Below are 16485 nucleotides of genomic sequence, written 5' to 3'. Positions count from 1 at the left end.
AATTTACGTATACGATTCTTCACTCATATGGAAGCAACGCCATTTCGAATCTTCTTTGCGGACAAGACGAATTTGACGATCTACATAGGTTTTGATATCTTCATGATCATGCGTAATCATCAAAATAGCTTTTCCATGTTCATGCGCACTGTGTTGCAACAATTGATAAAATTCGTTTCGCGATTGTTCATCCATACCTGTTGTTGGCTCATCCAAAATAAATAAATCTGGATCGGTCGCAAACACTCGTGCTAAACTAATTCGTTGCTTTTGCCCTCCAGAAAGCTCGCCAATTCGTTTGTGGCGCATTTCCCACATGTCCACTGATTTCAAAGCTTTTTCCACATGAAGATGATCTTTTTTCGTCAACGGTTTGAACCAACGATTTCTGGGAAAGCGACCTGAACGTACTAATTCAATGACGGTGCTAGGAAAGCCCGCATTGAAAGAAGCGACTTGTTGTGGAATGTAGCCAATGCTGATTTTTTCACCAGCACTATTTTTTTTAGCGACCGTAATTTTGCCACTTGTTGGTTTTAATAACCCTAAGGTACTTTTTATCAGCGTTGACTTGGCAGCGCCATTTTCTCCTGTTAAAATAACGAATTCCCCTGGATCAACATAATAAGAAACATCTTCTAAAACAGGTTCATCATCATAATAGAAGGTTAAATTTTCGACTTCAATATAATGCATAAGTTGGCTCCTTTCTGTTGCCAGATTAATGAATGCTTTTTTGTAAAGCAGCGAGGTTTTCTTTCATGACAGACACGTAGTTCTCGCCTGCTTCTTGTTCTTTTTGAGTTAAACTCTCTAAAGGATTCAATACAGCTAATTCGACGCCTGTCTCGTCTGCCAATGTTTTGGCTACTTTTGTAGAAGCCGATGCTTCAAAATAGATCACAGAAACATTGTTTGTTTTAATATATTTTTTTAATTCGGCTAAACGACTTGGCGAAGGTTCTTGGTCTGGAGAAATCCCAGCAATCGGTTCTTGGGTCAAACCATATTGTTTTGCCAAATAGCCAAATGCAGCATGTTGCGTCACAAAGGTCCGATTTTTAGCGCCTGCAAATGCAGCTTGGTATTCCTTATCTAGCGCAGTCAATTTTTCCAAATAAGCAGCGGTATTTTTTTCAAATACGGCTTTTTTCTCAGGATATTTTTTGATAAGCGCATCCCGAATCGCTGTCACTTCTTTTTGCGCTAACACGGGATCTAACCAGACATGCGGATCCAGTTCGTGGGAATGGTTATGGCCTTCATGACCTTCTTCGCCAGATTCTTCCTCTTCTGTTCCTTGCATCAATTGAATGGATTGACTGGCTTCCACGATTGAAACTTTTTTCGTGTCCAAGTTTTCAATAACATTCGGAACCCAAGTTTCTAGCTCTTTACTATTATAAACAAAGACATCCGCATCAGTAATTTTCGCTAAGTCTTTTGCGCTTGGTTCATAATCGTGTGGTTCCGTTCCAGCTGGAATCAACAGCTCAACCTCTCCCTCATCACCAACGACTTGTTTTGCGAAGTCGTACATCGGATAAAAAGTAGTCATTACCGTGAGCTCTTTCTTCTCTTTTGGCGATTGTGTGGTTTGCCCACAACTAGCTAAAAGAAAAGCACTGATTGCTAAAGTAACGCCGATTATCAAACGGCGGTAGATTTTCGTCATGTTCTGTCCTCTTTTCGATTTACCTATTATAAACCGTAATATTTACGATTTGCCAGGAATAATGTACCAAATGGATCACGGGACGTCAAGGAATAAATTTAAAAAAACAACAGAGCGTGGGACAAAAATCACTTTGGGTTTTTGCTCCACGCTCTGTTGTTTTTATTTATTTCAATGTCCGAACCAAATAAACTTCTTCGCAAAAGCCTTTGAGTCCATTATAAATCCGTTGTGCTCGTGTTTTCTTTTCACATAAAGCAAAGACTGTCGGTCCACTGCCGCTCATCAACGCTGCATCAGCGCCGTACTTCAGCATGCGATCCTTGATTTGTTGCACGATCGGATGTCTGGCAATCGTGACACTTTCCAACGCATTGCCGACCGTTTGGGTCATCCCAGTATAATCACCATTTTCGATGGCTATTCTTAGTCCAGCAATATCTGGATGGTGCAATTCATCTACCGCTAAATCATTAAAAACGGTACTAGTGGATACACTAATTCTTGGTTTAACTAACACAATCCAACATTGAGGCATGGTCGGTAATGTTTCAATTTTCTCCCCACGTCCGTTTGCAAAGGCTGTTCCGCCCCTTAAACAATAAGGAACATCCATACCAATTTGGCTGCCAATTTCACAGAGTTCGTCCATCGTCAACCCCAGATTCCACAGTTTGTTCAAGCCTCGTAATGCTGCGGCACAGTCACTGCTCCCCCCTGCTAAACCAGCTGCCACGGGGATACGTTTTTCAATATATATTTTAATTCCTTTATGAATATTATAGGTACGCTTTAATAAGTCAACTGCTTGATAGACATGATTCCGTCGATCCACGGGTAAAAAAGAGCTGTCCGTTTCAATACGAATGATGTCTTCTTCTAGATTTTCAAAAGTTAAATGATCGGCTAAATCTACACTTGCAAAAATAGATTCAACTTCATGATAGCCATCCACACGTTTATGCAGAACATCTAACCCAAGATTAATTTTCGCAGGAGCTCGTTCGATTATTTCCATCGGTTCCCTGATTCACCTTCCTTAATCTTTTGTCTACCAACATTTTAATCTTTTAGATTCTATCATATGTCCATGAAGAAGTACACCGAAGATTGCTCTTTCTCTGACAACAGATGGTTGAAATTAAAAAGAGCTTAGGAACGAAGGGCTCTTCCTTCACTCCTAAGCGGACTTTCTAAATTATACGGCTTGACCGATGAATTCGATTTCAACGGTGCGTGTTAAAACATCTGAATAGCTATAAGATACACGTTCAAATGAGTTCTCGTCTGGATCCAAGTCAACAACAAAAACAGATGGATAAGTCTCCGTTAAGATTCCTTTACGTTCTGTTTGGCGCTTTCTTCCAGTCTGAGCAACTAACATAATTTCACTGCCGATACGGCCTTCCAAATCTTTCTTAATTGACGATAACGTTGTTGGCATTGCATTCACCTCGAGAAACATTATATCACTTTTTTTAAAAAATTTCAAGTTTATCATACTAGAAGTCTGTTTGCAACTACTTTTGCTCGACAAACCAGCTGTTTTGTCGAATTTTTATTCATTTTCTAATGTATATTTCATTTTTGCTTTGGCACGATCATAGGCACTTCGGACAGCTGAAAAAGTTCCCCCACGTACTTTAGCGATTTCTTCTAACGTGTAGCCTTTTAAGTATGCATTTAAAATTTGTTGTTCCAACGAGGAAAGACGTGTCGGAAAAGCTGCCAATTTTTCTTGAATCATTAATTGACCTAATGGGTCGGTAGCCGCTGTCCCTAAATAGTCCACTAACTCTTCACCAGCGCTTTCTAATCGTTGTTCCAGAGAAATAGACAAGGTATCTGTTCGCCGCTTATAGGCGCATTGATGGCGAATTAAGCTATGTACGTGATTTTCAAAATTTCGTTTAAAAAACTTTCCTAATGATGCTTGTTTTTCTGAATCAAATCGTTCTAACGTCCGAAAGAAGACAATTCGTCCTTCTTGAAGCCAGTCTTCAGTATCATAATCTTTTAAATAGTATTTTTTCATGCACTTATAAATTACTGGCTGATATTGCCCATATAAGGCTTGAAATTGTTCTTGGTCTCCTGCTAATGCTTGTTGAATCTGTTCTAACATAAAAAGCCCTCCTTTTCGATAAACGTATCGAATGATTTAGGAGAGCATAGCATGTTAGAAATTTATGACTTAAGCGAACATTTGTTTAATCTTTTTTTTGAGACAATTCTTCTAGCTTCTCAGAAAGTTTTGATAACTGCTCCACGTTCCATGGAGAATTTCGACGAAATTGCTGGAAATGGATATCCGTTGCATGAATGGCAATCGTCTTTTCTGTTTTCTGGACAGCTTTGTAAAGTTCATTGGCCGAAGTCCGCAATGCACCTTGTGAAAAGACCACCCATTGTTCAGCCAAATCACTCGTTGCGACTGTTACTTGCGTTAAACGATCATTTTTTTCACCAGCTAGACGTTCAATATAACTATCTGCTGTTTCATCTTCTTTGGTGAAAACCACGGTCAAAAGGTACTTTTTGTACGTTTGCTGAATGCCTGGGACTAATTGGGCATCAAAGACCACAATGATTTCCAACCCTTCATATTTGGCATAGTTGGACAGACGACTAAGAAGCAGTTCACGCGCATCCTCTAAACGCTCTTGCTTTTTCAACTGGACCAATTCTGGCCAAGCACCAATCATATTATAGCCATCAACGATTAACAATTGTTTTTTCATACAATCGCCTTCTTCTATAATGGGTTGCGGCCACGATAGACTTCATACATTAGCAAGCCTGCAGCCACACCAGCGTTTAAGCTTTGAACGTGTCCAGTCATTGGAATCGTTAATAATTCATCCACTTCTTTATGAAGACCTTGACTCATGCCACGACCTTCATTTCCGATGATTAAGGCAATTGCGCCTTGTGTATTCCAGCGACGATAATCCGTCCCAGACATATCTGTACCAAAAATCCAAAATTGATTCTCTTTTAGCGTTGCAATACTTTGCGCTAGATTCGTTACACGAGCCACTGGAATATGTTCCACGGCCCCTGTTGACGCTTTGGTTACGGTTGGTGTAATTCCCACTGCACGATGTTTCGGAATGATAATACCGTCCACGCCTGTCGCATCAGCTGTTCGCAAAATTGAACCAAAGTTATATGGGTCCTCTAGACTGTCTAAAATTAGGAAAAATGGTGTTGCTGTCTTTTCTTTTGTTTGTTCCAATAATTCTTCTAAAGTTAAATATTGATACGCCGTGATTGCTAAAACCATGCCTTGATGCACGCCGTGATCACTCATCGTATCTAATTTTGCTTTAGGCACCCATTTGACTGGAACAGCCTGCTCTTTCGCTGCTTGTTTTAATTGCTCAATTTTCTCGCCACGAGCATCTTCTTGTAAAAACAATTTATTCCCGCGTCCTTGCTGCAACGCCTCAACAGTGGCATGGAAACCAAAGACAAAGTTATCTGCTAGCGCTTCTGAGGTTCCATCAGCACCTGCTGTCGCTGGTCGTGGGTTCCGTTCTTTTGAACGCTTATCTGAACGTTCTGGACGTTTCTTACCTTTTTTAAAAGGACGAGATTTTTCATTTTTCATTGGTTTCACCTACTTTCTTGATACACCAGTTAATTAATTCTTCTAAACGTTCTTTTTGTTGTGTCAAATGTAAATACCCCATCAAGGATTCGAAACCGGTCGCTACCCGATAGGTCGTCACATCAGCATTTTTGGCAAAGGTGTGACTTTTAGCATTCCGACCGCGTTTGTACATCACTTCTTCTTCCTCCGTTAGCATTTCTCCCGCTAACATCGCTTGCATTAAGCTTGCTTGGGCTTTTGCTGACACGTAGTGTGTCGCCATGCGATGCAAAACATTCGGTTTCGTTTGTCCCAAGGAAACTAAATAATCACGAATGTAAATTTCATAAATCGCATCGCCAACATAGGCCAAAGCTAAACCGTTTAATTGTTTGTAATCTCTCATTCACTTCTTCTCCATCTCGTTCCTTGCGGAGTATCTTCTAAAACAATGCCTTGTTCTTTTAATAAATCGCGGATTTCATCACTTCGGGCAAAATCACGGTCTTTCCGTGCTTGGTTCCGTTCTTCAATTAACGCATCGACTTGTGCATCCACTAATTCTTCGTTTTTAAAGAATAAACCAAAAATAGCTAACCAGCCACTGAAAAGCTTATCCATCGCCACTAGAACTGGTTCCGAAACTGTCGCTTGTTCACTGTACTGATTCATCATCTTCGCTAATTCATAAACGACCGTAATCCCGTTAGCTGCATTGAAATCATCGTCCATTTCCGTAATAAAACGTTGTTCTAATTCGTTTAATTGAGCTAAATAGTGTTCATCCTCTGGCAAACTTGCGACCGCATCTGCTTGTCTAAAACGTAAATTTTCAAACGCATTTTTCAATTTTTGATAATTGGCTGCTGCCTCTTTTAGAGTGCTTTCGCTATAACGAATCGGGCGACGGTACTGGGTGGTGGACATAAAGAAACGTAAAATTTGCGGATCCACTTTTTGAATCATTTCATGAACAGTAATGAAGTTACCTAGGGATTTGCTCATTTTTTCATCGTCTTCACCAATTGTGACATAGCCGTTATGCATCCAGTAATTGGCAAAGGTATGGCCTGTTTTGGCTTCGCTCTGTGCAATTTCATTCTCATGATGTGGAAATTCTAAATCTTGTCCACCGCCATGAATATCAATCGTCTCTCCCAAGTGTTTTGTCGCCATGACAGAGCATTCAATATGCCAGCCGGGACGTCCTTTACCCCAAGGAGAATCCCAAGAAATTTCATCTTCTTTGGCACTTTTCCAAAGAGCAAAATCCAATGGGTCTTCTTTTAATTGTTGTTCAACGCCAGTTCGTTGACTTGCCCCCACTTCTAATTCATCAATCGATTGATGGCTTAATTTACCATAATTAGGGAATTTACGGGTGCGATAATACACATCACCTGCGACCTCATAAGCAAAACCTTTTTCAATTAAAACGTCGATAAAAGTTAAGATATCAGGCATGTGGTCCATCACCCGGGGATGTAGCGTTGCTGGCTGGACATTCAACGCTTGCGTGTCTTCTTCAAAGGCTTTGATAAAACGCTCCGCCACTTCCGGCGCAGTAATTTTCAATTCTTTAGCTGCCTTGATAATTTTATCATCGACATCTGTAAAATTCGAGACATAATTCACTTCATACCCACGATATTCAAAATAACGACGAATTGTATCAAAGGCGATCGCACTGCGCGCATTACCGATATGGATATAGTTATACACGGTTGGTCCGCAGACATACATCCGAACTTTATGCGCCTCAATTGGCGTAAATACTTCTTTTTCTCTGGTCAATGTATTATAAATTTTAATCATGCCCTTTTTCCACCTTTCTTCCATTTAGACGAACGACTTTCGCAGGAACACCCACAGCTGTAGCATCTGCTGGGATGTCTGAAATAACAACAGCACCCGCCCCAATTTTTGAACGTTCACCAATCACAACTGGCCCTAAAATTTGAGCTCGTGCCGAAATCATCGCTCCTTTTTTCACTGTTGGATGGCGTTTACCCGTATCACGACCGGTCCCACCTAACGTCACTCCGTGAAACAAAACAACATCTTCTTCTATTTCCGCGGTTTCCCCAATCACAATGCCCATGCCGTGATCGATAAAAACCCCCGCTCCAATTGTGGCTCCGGGATGAATTTCTACGCCCGTTATGAAACGCCAAAATTGTGCATGAATCTTCGCCAACAAAAACAACTGATGCCTATATAAGAAATGAGACAAGCGATGCCAAAACAGGGCGTGCAAGCCAGGATACGTTAAAAGAACTTCTAGTGTGGTCCGCGCTGCAGGATCGTTTCTTTTAACAGCTGCGACGCTACGTTTCAACCAACTCATAGGGTGAACTCCTTTCTACTATACAAAAATAAAAAACGTCTTTTAAGCAACAAAAAAACGTTGCTTAAAAGACGCCCATGCGTGGTTCCACTTTTCTTCACAAGAACTAGCTCTTGCCTCGATACAGTTAACGCCTGCCGACGTCTTCGGTTACTTTTTTCACCAAAGCCACTCATAGATGCATTTCGACAAAAGATGCTCGCTGTTCTCACCACCCACAGCGTCTCTGAAATCCATCTGATTGTCTACTTCTTCTATTCTTTGTGTTTTTATAACACTTTATTTAAATGATCTAATGCTTTTTCTTTGCCTAATAATTCGATGGTTTCGCCTAATTCAGGACCATGCATTTGTCCAGAAACAGCAATTCGAATTGGCATAAACAAGTTTTTTCCTTTAACGCCGGTTTCTTTTTGGACGGCTTTAATCGCTGCTTTAATACTTGGCACATCGAAAACGTCCAAGGCTTCTAATTGTTCTTTAAACGCCTGTAACACAGTTGGCACTGTTTCTCCTTGCAAGAATTCTTTCGCAGCATCATCTAAAACTGGATGTTCATTAAAGAACAAGTTTGATAGTTCCACAATTTCAGCTGCATAACTCATTTGTGGTTGATACAAGCTAACTAATTGTTTTAACCATTCGATTTTTTCAGGAGATGGATTTTCTTCAACACGACCGTCAGCGACTAAATAAGGAATACACATATCTGTTAGTTCACTTAAGTCCATTTGTTTCATGTATTGATTGTTAATCCATTCTAATTTTTTCGCATCAAAGGCCGCTGGTGACTTGCTTAAGCGTTGTTCATCAAACAATTTAATCAAGTCTTCTTGTGAGAAGATTTCTTCTTCGCCAACAGGAGACCATCCTAGTAAAGCAATAAAGTTGAACATGGCTTCTGGTAAGTAACCTAATTCACGGTATTGTTCAATAAATTGTAAAATTGTTTCATCACGTTTGCTCAATTTTTTGCCAGTTTCTGAATTAATGATTAAGGTCATATGGCCAAAGACAGGTGGTGTCCATTCAAACGCTTCGTAAATCATTAATTGTTTTGGTGTGTTCGCAATATGATCATCGCCACGTAAAACGTGAGAAATTTTCATTAAGTGATCATCTACTGCAACGGCAAAGTTATACGTTGGCATCCCATCGCGTTTTTGGATGACAAAATCGCCACCAATGTTATCTGACTCAAAAGTAATTTCACCTTTTACGATGTCATCAAATTTGTATTCTGTGTTACGTGGCACACGGAAACGAATCACTGGTTCTAAACCAGCCGCTTCTTTGGCTGCTTGTTCAGAAGGTGTTAAATTCGCACAAGTGCCTGCGTAGTGAGGCATTTCCCCACGAGCTTGTTGTGCTTCACGTTCTGCTTCTAATTCTTCTGGCGTACAATAACACTTATACGCACGATTGCTACTTAATAATTGATCAATCAATGGTTGGTAAATTTCTTTACGTTCTGATTGACGATATGGACCATATTCTCCCGGATGAGCAGGTGATTCATCCCATTCCATCCCTAACCATGCTAAGTTTTCCAACTGACTTTTCTCGCCGTCTTCGATGTTCCGTTTTTGGTCGGTATCCTCGATACGAATGATAAATTCTCCGTCATTGTGGCGGGCAAATAAGTAGTTAAATAATGCTGTTCTTGCATTCCCAATGTGCAAGTGTCCAGTTGGACTTGGTGCGTAACGCACACGAACTTTCGTCATGTTCATTCCTCTTTCCATTTTTTAAAAACAGACGGTTTAACGTCGTTTTCAGTTATTTTTCCAATAAAGCAACGGCAATTGCGCCGATTCCTTCTTTTTTACCAACAAAGCCCATCGTTTCCATGGTCGTTGCCTTAATGTTCACTTGTGTGACCGCTAAGTGACAACTCGCGGCTAGATTCTTTTTCATCTCTGCCAAGTATGGGCTCATCTTTGGCTCTTCCGCTAAAATTGTACAATCAATATTGCCAATAGTAAAGCCCGACCGCCCAACTTTTTCATTTACTTTTTTTAATAAGTTTACAGAATTCGCATTTTTGAACTGCGGATCGGTTTCGGGGAACAGTTGTCCAATATCACCCAGACCAGCGGCACCAAGGATTGCATCAATAATTGCATGTGTTAAAACATCAGCATCTGAGTGACCTAACAGACCTTTTTCATAAGGAAGAGTAACCCCACCAATAATTAAAGGTCGTTGCGGAACTAATTGATGAACATCAAAACCTTGACCGATTCGAATCATACTAAGTCCTCACTTTGCTTAATTTTTATCGTTTTTAGGATGGTTATCCTTGCGATCATTAATTCCGCGACCCGCATGCGCCGGTTTGGCAAAAATCATACGCCCAGCTGCGGTTTGTAAAGCACTTGTGACGACCACTTCGATTTGCTCATTCATGTAATGCTGGCCATCTTCTACCACAACCATTGTGCCATCATCTAAGTAAGCGACCCCTTGTTGACGCTCTGTTCCGGCTTTTACAACCATCACATTCATCGTTTCACCTGGAATCACCACTGGTTTCACAGCATTAGCTAAAGCATTAATGTTTAAAACAGGCACATTTTGAAATTCAGAGACTTTATTTAAGTTGTAGTCATTGGTCACAACCACGCCATCTAATAATTTTGCTAATTTGATTAATTTACTGTCTACTTCAGAGATATCCTCGAAATCTCCGTCATACATCTCAACAGAGATACCTTCTTCTTTTTGTAAAGCATTTAAAATATCTAAGCCACGACGACCTCTCACCCGTTTTAAACTGTCTCCAGAATCAGCAATGTATTGTAATTCATATAAAACAAAGTTAGGGATGAGCAAAACACCTTCTAAAAAGCCTGTTTTAGCGATATCGTAGATTCTGCCATCAATGATGACACTGGTGTCTAAAATTTTGTATTTATGGAAGTTGTCTTCCACTTTACGTTCCAACATTTGTCCTTCGGTGTCTTCCGTATTTGCTTTCTTTTGGCGAGGTGTGAAAACTTTTTTCCACTCCTCAATCCGTGTTGTTCCCATTCGGAAACCTAAGTAACCCAGAATAATCATAACTAGAATTGGTAGTAAACTATTCACGACAGGAATTTGTAAGTTGTACATTGGAATGGAGATAATGACGCCAATTGTTAAACCAATGATGGCACCAATACTTCCAAATAATAAATAGGTTAAACTCATTTCATTTAAAGCTGCTTCGATTTTTTTGACAGCGGAAACAATATACTTTGCTAACCCTAAAGATAAAATAAAGAAAATAATTGCACCGATTAATCCGTTCGTAAAGTTATTGTTTAACCAACTGTTATTGCCTTGCTTAGCCATTTCCCAAGCCATTGGGAAAAGAGAAATTCCTAAACTTGCACCAGCAATGATCATCAGCAACGTGATGATTCGTTTTTGCATATAGCCATCCTCCTCGTTTATTTAATAAAGACGTCTAGTGTTGTGGGGCGTACAAAAATCATACGCCACCAACAACCTAAACGGATTATTTCTACTTTCATTATTTAAAAACTTTTCTTAACGTTTCACCAATTGTTGAAACGCCAATAATTTCAATACCTTCAGGCGCTTCCCAGCCACCAAGGTTATTTTTAGGGACATAGACTTTTGTAAAGCCTAGTTTTTGCGCTTCACGCACTCGTTGTTCAATACTATTCACGCGGCGAATTTCACCAGTTAAACCAATCTCACCAATGAAACATTCCGAAGATGAGGTTCCTTTTTCTTTATAGCTAGAAGCAATACTGATTGCTAACGCTAAATCAATAGCTGGTTCATTAATTTTGACTCCACCAGCCGCTTTTAGGTACGCATCTTGGTTTTGTAATAAAAGGCCTGCCCGTTTTTCTAAAACCGCCATGATTAAAGAAACGCGATTAAAGTCCAACCCGGTGGTCGTTCGCTTGGCATTGCCAAACATCGTTGGGGTAACTAAGGCTTGGATTTCCACCAAAATGGGGCGTGAACCTTCCATTGCTACCACAATTGAAGATCCGGTGGCTCCTTCTAAACGTTCTTCTAAAAAGACCTGAGAAGGATTCATAACTTCAACCAATCCATGTGTCTGCATTTCAAAAATACCAATCTCATTCGTTGAGCCAAACCGATTTTTGACAGCCCGTAAGATTCTAAAGGTGTGATGCTTATCTCCTTCAAAATAAAGAACCGTGTCTACCATATGTTCCAACATCCGTGGCCCTGCGATAGACCCTTCCTTCGTTACGTGTCCGACAATAAAAATGGCAATCCCATTCGTTTTTGCCAGTTTCAATAATTCGGCAGTTGTTTCTCGGACTTGACTGACACTACCAGCAACGCTGGTAACATCTGGCTGCGTCATTGTTTGAATCGAGTCAATAATGACATAATCTGGTTCTAATTTTTCAATAGCTCGTGATATTTCGTGCATATCTGTTTCTGCGTATAAGTAAAATGTCTCGTTGACGGTGCCTAGACGCTCCGCTCGTAATTTAATTTGCTCAGCACTTTCTTCACCAGAAACATATAAAACCGTGCCACCTGTGGCTGCTAATTGTTGCGATACTTGTAAGAGCAATGTTGACTTACCTATTCCGGGATCGCCACCGATTAAAACTAACGAACCTGGAACAACGCCACCACCTAAAACCCGATTCAGCTCCACTAATTCAGTTTTTACACGAGGCTCTTTTTTAGGTACGACTTCAGATAGCCGTTGTGGTTGTGTCTTTTTACCAGTCAAACTTACTCTAGCACGACGATCAGAAGTATCTTGAATAACCTCTTCCACCATCGAATTCCATTGTCCACAATTAGGACAGCGGCCGAGATATTTTGGAGACACATACCCACAGCTTTGACATTCAAATTGAACTTTTGCTTTTTTTGCCATGTAGAATCTCCTTATCTGTTGTTTATTTTAACATTTATTAAATGGTTTGAATAACGTTGCCTACTGAAAAAATGGGCTTTATTTTTGTCCAGACGAACCAAAACCGCCCGTTCTTTCTGCCTCGACTTGGTCATCATCCGCTAATAAAAACGGCTTAAAAATCCCTTGGCCAATTCGTTCACCTTTTTCAATGACAACATCTTCATATCCAAAGTTTAAAAATTGGAACATGATATGTCCTTCGTTATTCTCGTTATTATAATAATCACTGTCAATGACTCCGACACCATTCGCTAAAAGTAGGAACCGTTTTAGCGGGTTCGAAGAACGACTCACCAATTCTAAATATTCAGAATCAGGCATATACGCCTTAATTCCTGTTTTAACTAAAATTGGTTTGGGATTTTCTCCAGCTTGTTGTAACTTCCAAAGACTTGGTACAACGACCGTTTCGGCTGCTTGAAAATCATACCCCGCGGCACCTTTTGTTGCTCGTTGTGGGACACTCAAGCCCTCTTCTTGATACTTAGAAATAATCTCAAAACCACGTTGTTTCATATTCATTCTCCCCTACTGTCTAAACTACTCCTATTTTACCATAATCTCTGATACTCTGGTTGTTTTTAGTAAGTTTCTCATTTCTAAAAGCCCAGTTAATCTAGACTACGCAAAAAAGAGGAGAATTTTTGTTTATTTTCCTTCTTTTAGTCTATCATCTTCTCTTAAAATAAACAGACCAAATCCCAAAAAGTCCCAAGATTCCCTCAAAAAGTTCACACTTTCATTAAACTTTCTTTACTATTCATTATTTAGCACTTTCTAGTAGCCGCTGATTTTGTTATAATGAGTGTCAAATTTTACTGTAAAAAGAAACGAGGCACTTATGAGAAACAAACTCCAACAGGCCAAACGAATTGTGATCAAAGTCGGAACCAGTTCTCTGATTTATCCCAATGGCAATATTAACTTAAAAGCAATTGATCAATTAGCCTTTACTTTGAGTGATTTAAGCAACCAAGGCAAAGAAATTATTTTAGTTTCTTCTGGCGCAATTGGTGTCGGACTGAATAAATTAAATCTATCTGTACGCCCAACGACAATTCCCGAACAACAGGCAGTCGCTGCAGTCGGCCAAGCAGAATTAATGAACATTTATAATCAGCGGTTTTCAACCTATAGCCAACAAATGGCACAAGTTTTATTAACTCGTGATGTTATTGAATATCCTGAAAGTCGCAATAATGTTACCAATACTTTTGAACAACTGTTAAAAATGAATATTATTCCTATCGTCAATGAAAATGATACTGTCGCAATTGAAGAATTGGATCACTTAACCAAGTTCGGGGATAACGATCAATTGTCTGCCATTGTCTGCCAAATTGTTCAAGCTGACTTGTTAGTTATGTTATCAGATATTGATGGTTTCTTTTCAGACAACCCTACTGTCAACAAAGAAGCCACGTTATTTTCTGAAATCAATGAAATTAATGAAGACTTGTTCCAATTAGCCGGTGGTAAGGGAAGCCGCTTTGGCACTGGTGGGATGTCTAGTAAATTAAAAGCTGCTGAACGTGTGTTAGCTAATCAACAGGCGATGATTTTAGCAAACGGAAAGCAGCCAAAAATCATTTTTGAAATTTTAGAAGGAAAAGATATCGGTACGTTATTTATTAAAGGAGGGCATGAAAGTGACTGATTTAAAGCAACTAGGACAACAAGCTAAAGAAGCCTCTTATACGCTAGGCTTGATGGATACTCGTCAAAAAAATACTTTGTTAAACAAAATGGCCGCAGCCATTGAAGCCAATGCACCCCGCATTTTACAAGCAAACGCATTAGATTTAGAGCAAGCCGCTACCCACGGAATTTCTGAAACAATGCAAGACCGCTTACGTTTAACAGAAGAACGGATCACAGCGATGGCCGAGGGCATACGCCAAATCGCTACTTTACCCGATCCAATTGGGGAAGTAGATAAAATGAGGCGCAATGAAGCGGGGCTGTTAATTGGGCAACAACGCGTGCCTTTAGGTGTTATTGGAATCATTTATGAATCGCGGCCAAACGTGACAACAGATGCCGCTAGCCTTTGTTTCAAATCAGGAAATGCTGTTATTCTTCGAGGCGGAAAAGAAGCGTTTCACTCCAATCAGATATTGGTGACAATTTTACAAGAAGCGCTAATCCAAGAAGCCGTTTCTCCCCATCTCATTCAATTTGTTGATGATACTTCTAGAGAAACAGCCCAACAACTTATGCGCTTAAATGACTACTTGGACGTCCTCATTCCACGTGGCGGCGCCAACTTAATCAAAACTGTTTTGACAACAGCCACTGTTCCTGTTATTGAAACGGGCACAGGCAATTGTCATATTTACGTGGATAAAGACGCCCAGTTAACAATGGCAACTGAAATTATTGTCAATGCTAAATGTCAACGTCCTTCTGTCTGTAACGCCGCCGAAACGTTATTAATTCATCAAGAGGTGGCTGAAGCCTTTTTACCAACAATTGAAAAAGCCTTGAAGGAGTTTCACGTGGAACTTCGGGCAGATGAACGTGCGTTAGCAATTTTTGAAGAAGCCATTCCAGCGACTGAACAAGATTGGGAAACGGAATTTCTCGACTTTATCTTAGCAGTGAAAGTCGTTGATTCTTTGGACGAAGCCATCCAGCATATTAATCGCTACAATACAAAACATTCTGAAAGTATTATTAGTGATAATTACTTTGCCACACAACAATTTTTACAACAAGTGGATGCAGCCGCTGTTTATGCGAATGCTTCAACTCGTTTCACGGACGGTTTTGAATTTGGATTTGGCGCCGAAATCGGCATTAGTACGCAAAAACTACATGCCCGTGGACCTATGGGCTTAGCAGAGCTTACTTCGACAAAATATGTTATTTATGGAAATGGGCAAGCACGTTCTTAGAAAGAAAAACCCTTGATTTAAAGATCAAGGGTTTTTCTTTCTCTTCTCCAATGTGCATTTTTACACATGAGATTGTTCACAGTTCCACAATCTATTCTTGATATTTTTTTTGAATCCTCATTATACTTTCTACATATGCTTGTTTCACTTGGACTGGCTCTAAAATTGTCACTTCTTCACCAAAGCCCATAAAATAGTTGGCTAAAAATTGTGTTTCTGTTGGATGAATCTGTCCAACTAAAAAACACTGCGTGGGCGTTTCTTCCAACTGAATATTGTCAAAGCGATGTTTATAAAAAAATTCTTTACCTTTTTCTGTAATGATTGCTTTAAATGGAATCGTACGTGCTGTCGTTTGTTGATGGCGATACGATTCTTTCAGTTCTTCAGTCGTAAAATCCAGTGTTTGGTTTAACTGCTGAATAGCCTCCATAAAATCACAGCGGTAAGTACGCCAAGCCTTTTTAGTCACATCATAGCCTGAACAATACCAATACCCTTCTAAAATAGTTAACCGGGTTGGTAAGATTTTTTTCGTTGTTGCTTCATATCTGGTATAGTTAAACTGAATTACTTGTTGCGCCAAAATACAATGAAACAGCTGATCTAAATTGCCTGGTGCTTCTACTTGTTCAATTCCTTCGTAATAGACGACCTTACTCATTTGACTGATTTTAAATTGGGTTGGTTCATCTAAAGAATGCAATAATTTTTGCTGAATTTGCTGATAGGAATGACCAAACGGTGACTCTGCGACTAATTTCAGTAATTGTAACGAAAAAAAGATCGCTAACACTTCATTTTCGTTAAAATAAATCGGCGGCAACAACGGTTTGTTTAAAACTCGATAGCCACCATAACGACCATTCTCCACATATAGCGGCACGCCTAAATTTTCCAAAGCTTCAATATCCCGCAAAGCTGTGCTTTTAGAAATCCCAAAAGTTTTCATTAACTGATTTAAATTAAACTGAGGATGGGTTCTCAAGAAAAAAAGTTCCTGATTTAAACGTTCTGATTTTTTCATTTTCCCCTCCATCG

General features: G+C 39.8%; 18 protein-coding genes and 1 other annotated feature. Of the genes, 2 read left to right on the top strand and 16 right to left on the bottom strand.

Annotation, left to right across the window (positions count from 1 at the left end; translation table 11 throughout):
- Positions 1–3: 3 nt before the first annotated feature.
- From IGK86_RS00245 to IGK86_RS00175, 15 genes are all read right to left on the bottom strand, one after another.
- Positions 4–696, bottom strand: a complete 693-nt coding sequence (locus tag IGK86_RS00245; RefSeq protein WP_002356064.1) for a metal ABC transporter ATP-binding protein — start codon at positions 694–696, stop codon at positions 4–6.
- Positions 697–721: 25 nt separating this feature from the next.
- On the bottom strand, positions 722–1675 hold the full coding sequence (locus IGK86_RS00240; RefSeq protein WP_002367576.1) for a metal ABC transporter substrate-binding protein: 954 nt from the start codon (positions 1673–1675) through the stop codon (positions 722–724).
- Between the two features lie 166 nt (positions 1676–1841).
- Complete coding sequence (gene ispE, locus IGK86_RS00235; RefSeq protein ID WP_002379846.1) at positions 1842–2693, bottom strand: 4-(cytidine 5'-diphospho)-2-C-methyl-D-erythritol kinase; 852 nt, start codon at positions 2691–2693, stop codon at positions 1842–1844.
- A gap of 180 nt (positions 2694–2873) precedes the next feature.
- Positions 2874–3176, bottom strand: coding sequence for a Veg family protein (locus IGK86_RS00230; RefSeq protein WP_002383497.1), 303 nt, complete (start codon positions 3174–3176; stop codon positions 2874–2876).
- A gap of 57 nt (positions 3177–3233) precedes the next feature.
- Positions 3234–3800 carry a sigma-70 family RNA polymerase sigma factor gene (locus IGK86_RS00225; protein ID WP_002356059.1) on the bottom strand — a complete coding sequence of 189 codons (567 nt, stop codon included), beginning with the start codon at positions 3798–3800 and terminating at the stop codon, positions 3234–3236.
- An 85-nt stretch (positions 3801–3885) separates the two neighbouring features.
- Entirely contained in the window at positions 3886–4416 is a 531-nt protein-coding gene (locus IGK86_RS00220; protein ID WP_002356058.1) for an NYN domain-containing protein, read from the bottom strand.
- 14 nt (positions 4417–4430) lie between these two features.
- Complete coding sequence (gene rlmB, locus IGK86_RS00215) at positions 4431–5288, bottom strand: 23S rRNA (guanosine(2251)-2'-O)-methyltransferase RlmB (RefSeq protein WP_016616676.1); 858 nt, start codon at positions 5286–5288, stop codon at positions 4431–4433.
- Positions 5278–5676: a Mini-ribonuclease 3 gene (locus IGK86_RS00210; RefSeq protein ID WP_002356056.1), complete on the bottom strand. Its 399-nt coding sequence runs from the start codon at positions 5674–5676 to the stop codon at positions 5278–5280. The genes rlmB and IGK86_RS00210 overlap by 11 nt, the downstream gene beginning before the upstream one ends.
- The gene (gene cysS / locus IGK86_RS00205) at positions 5673–7085 is read right to left on the bottom strand and encodes a cysteine--tRNA ligase (RefSeq protein WP_002413970.1); all 1413 of its coding nucleotides are present in this window, start codon (positions 7083–7085) and stop codon (positions 5673–5675) included. The genes IGK86_RS00210 and cysS overlap by 4 nt, the downstream gene beginning before the upstream one ends.
- Complete coding sequence (epsC, locus tag IGK86_RS00200; protein ID WP_002356054.1) at positions 7078–7617, bottom strand: serine O-acetyltransferase EpsC; 540 nt, start codon at positions 7615–7617, stop codon at positions 7078–7080. The genes cysS and epsC overlap by 8 nt, the downstream gene beginning before the upstream one ends.
- Positions 7618–7681: 64 nt before the next feature.
- Positions 7682–7888, bottom strand: a binding site (T-box leader).
- Positions 7887–9344, bottom strand: a complete 1458-nt coding sequence (gene gltX / locus IGK86_RS00195) for a glutamate--tRNA ligase (protein ID WP_010707928.1) — start codon at positions 9342–9344, stop codon at positions 7887–7889. (Overlaps the previous feature by 2 nt.)
- Before the next feature lie 52 nt (positions 9345–9396).
- A complete protein-coding gene (gene ispF, locus IGK86_RS00190; RefSeq protein WP_002367570.1) occupies positions 9397–9870 on the bottom strand; it encodes a 2-C-methyl-D-erythritol 2,4-cyclodiphosphate synthase in 474 nt (157 codons plus the stop codon).
- Positions 9871–9888: 18 nt separating this feature from the next.
- Positions 9889–11034 carry a PIN/TRAM domain-containing protein gene (locus IGK86_RS00185; RefSeq protein WP_002368622.1) on the bottom strand — a complete coding sequence of 382 codons (1146 nt, stop codon included), beginning with the start codon at positions 11032–11034 and terminating at the stop codon, positions 9889–9891.
- Positions 11035–11134: 100 nt separating this feature from the next.
- Positions 11135–12505 (bottom strand): DNA repair protein RadA, encoded by a 1371-nt coding sequence (gene radA, locus IGK86_RS00180; RefSeq protein WP_002356050.1) that lies wholly within the window; start codon positions 12503–12505, stop codon positions 11135–11137.
- A gap of 78 nt (positions 12506–12583) precedes the next feature.
- Positions 12584–13069 carry a dUTP diphosphatase gene (locus IGK86_RS00175; RefSeq protein ID WP_002361472.1) on the bottom strand — a complete coding sequence of 162 codons (486 nt, stop codon included), beginning with the start codon at positions 13067–13069 and terminating at the stop codon, positions 12584–12586.
- A gap of 319 nt (positions 13070–13388) precedes the next feature.
- Between IGK86_RS00175 and proB the strand changes: the two genes are divergently transcribed.
- The gene (proB, locus tag IGK86_RS00170) at positions 13389–14204 is read left to right on the top strand and encodes a glutamate 5-kinase (protein ID WP_002389550.1); all 816 of its coding nucleotides are present in this window, start codon (positions 13389–13391) and stop codon (positions 14202–14204) included.
- The gene (locus tag IGK86_RS00165) at positions 14191–15444 is read left to right on the top strand and encodes a glutamate-5-semialdehyde dehydrogenase (protein WP_016616674.1); all 1254 of its coding nucleotides are present in this window, start codon (positions 14191–14193) and stop codon (positions 15442–15444) included. Before proB ends, IGK86_RS00165 begins: the two co-directional genes overlap by 14 nt.
- A gap of 91 nt (positions 15445–15535) precedes the next feature.
- Here IGK86_RS00165 and IGK86_RS00160 read toward each other — a convergent pair whose 3' ends face one another.
- Positions 15536–16483 (bottom strand): helix-turn-helix transcriptional regulator, encoded by a 948-nt coding sequence (locus IGK86_RS00160; protein ID WP_438742601.1) that lies wholly within the window; start codon positions 16481–16483, stop codon positions 15536–15538.
- Between the last annotated feature and the right edge of the window lie 2 nt (positions 16484–16485).

The sequence above is a fragment of the Enterococcus sp. DIV1206 genome (assembly GCF_051712485.1).
Taxonomy (GTDB): domain Bacteria; phylum Bacillota; class Bacilli; order Lactobacillales; family Enterococcaceae; genus Enterococcus; species Enterococcus faecalis.
Note: the sequence above shows the minus strand (reverse complement) of the source record. Positions and strands in the feature narration are given on the sequence as shown.

Bases quoted from the DNA above. Each gene is read 5' to 3' on its own strand.
- IGK86_RS00245 (WP_002356064.1), bottom strand. From the start codon at position 696: ATGCATTATATTGAAGTCGAAAATTTAACCTTCTATTATGATGATGAA.
- IGK86_RS00240 (WP_002367576.1), bottom strand. From the start codon at position 1,675: ATGACGAAAATCTACCGCCGTTTGATAATCGGCGTTACTTTAGCAATC.
- ispE (WP_002379846.1), bottom strand. From the start codon at position 2,693: ATGGAAATAATCGAACGAGCTCCTGCGAAAATTAATCTTGGGTTAGAT.
- IGK86_RS00230 (WP_002383497.1), bottom strand. From the start codon at position 3,176: ATGATAAACTTGAAATTTTTTAAAAAAAGTGATATAATGTTTCTCGAG.
- IGK86_RS00225 (WP_002356059.1), bottom strand. From the start codon at position 3,800: ATGTTAGAACAGATTCAACAAGCATTAGCAGGAGACCAAGAACAATTT.
- IGK86_RS00220 (WP_002356058.1), bottom strand. From the start codon at position 4,416: ATGAAAAAACAATTGTTAATCGTTGATGGCTATAATATGATTGGTGCT.
- rlmB (WP_016616676.1), bottom strand. From the start codon at position 5,288: ATGAAAAATGAAAAATCTCGTCCTTTTAAAAAAGGTAAGAAACGTCCA.
- IGK86_RS00210 (WP_002356056.1), bottom strand. From the start codon at position 5,676: ATGAGAGATTACAAACAATTAAACGGTTTAGCTTTGGCCTATGTTGGC.
- cysS (WP_002413970.1), bottom strand. From the start codon at position 7,085: ATGATTAAAATTTATAATACATTGACCAGAGAAAAAGAAGTATTTACG.
- epsC (WP_002356054.1), bottom strand. From the start codon at position 7,617: ATGAGTTGGTTGAAACGTAGCGTCGCAGCTGTTAAAAGAAACGATCCT.
- gltX (WP_010707928.1), bottom strand. From the start codon at position 9,344: ATGACGAAAGTTCGTGTGCGTTACGCACCAAGTCCAACTGGACACTTG.
- ispF (WP_002367570.1), bottom strand. From the start codon at position 9,870: ATGATTCGAATCGGTCAAGGTTTTGATGTTCATCAATTAGTTCCGCAA.
- IGK86_RS00185 (WP_002368622.1), bottom strand. From the start codon at position 11,034: ATGCAAAAACGAATCATCACGTTGCTGATGATCATTGCTGGTGCAAGT.
- radA (WP_002356050.1), bottom strand. From the start codon at position 12,505: ATGGCAAAAAAAGCAAAAGTTCAATTTGAATGTCAAAGCTGTGGGTAT.
- IGK86_RS00175 (WP_002361472.1), bottom strand. From the start codon at position 13,069: ATGAATATGAAACAACGTGGTTTTGAGATTATTTCTAAGTATCAAGAA.
- proB (WP_002389550.1), top strand. From the start codon at position 13,389: ATGAGAAACAAACTCCAACAGGCCAAACGAATTGTGATCAAAGTCGGA.
- IGK86_RS00165 (WP_016616674.1), top strand. From the start codon at position 14,191: ATGAAAGTGACTGATTTAAAGCAACTAGGACAACAAGCTAAAGAAGCC.
- IGK86_RS00160 (WP_438742601.1), bottom strand. From the start codon at position 16,483: ATGGAGGGGAAAATGAAAAAATCAGAACGTTTAAATCAGGAACTTTTT.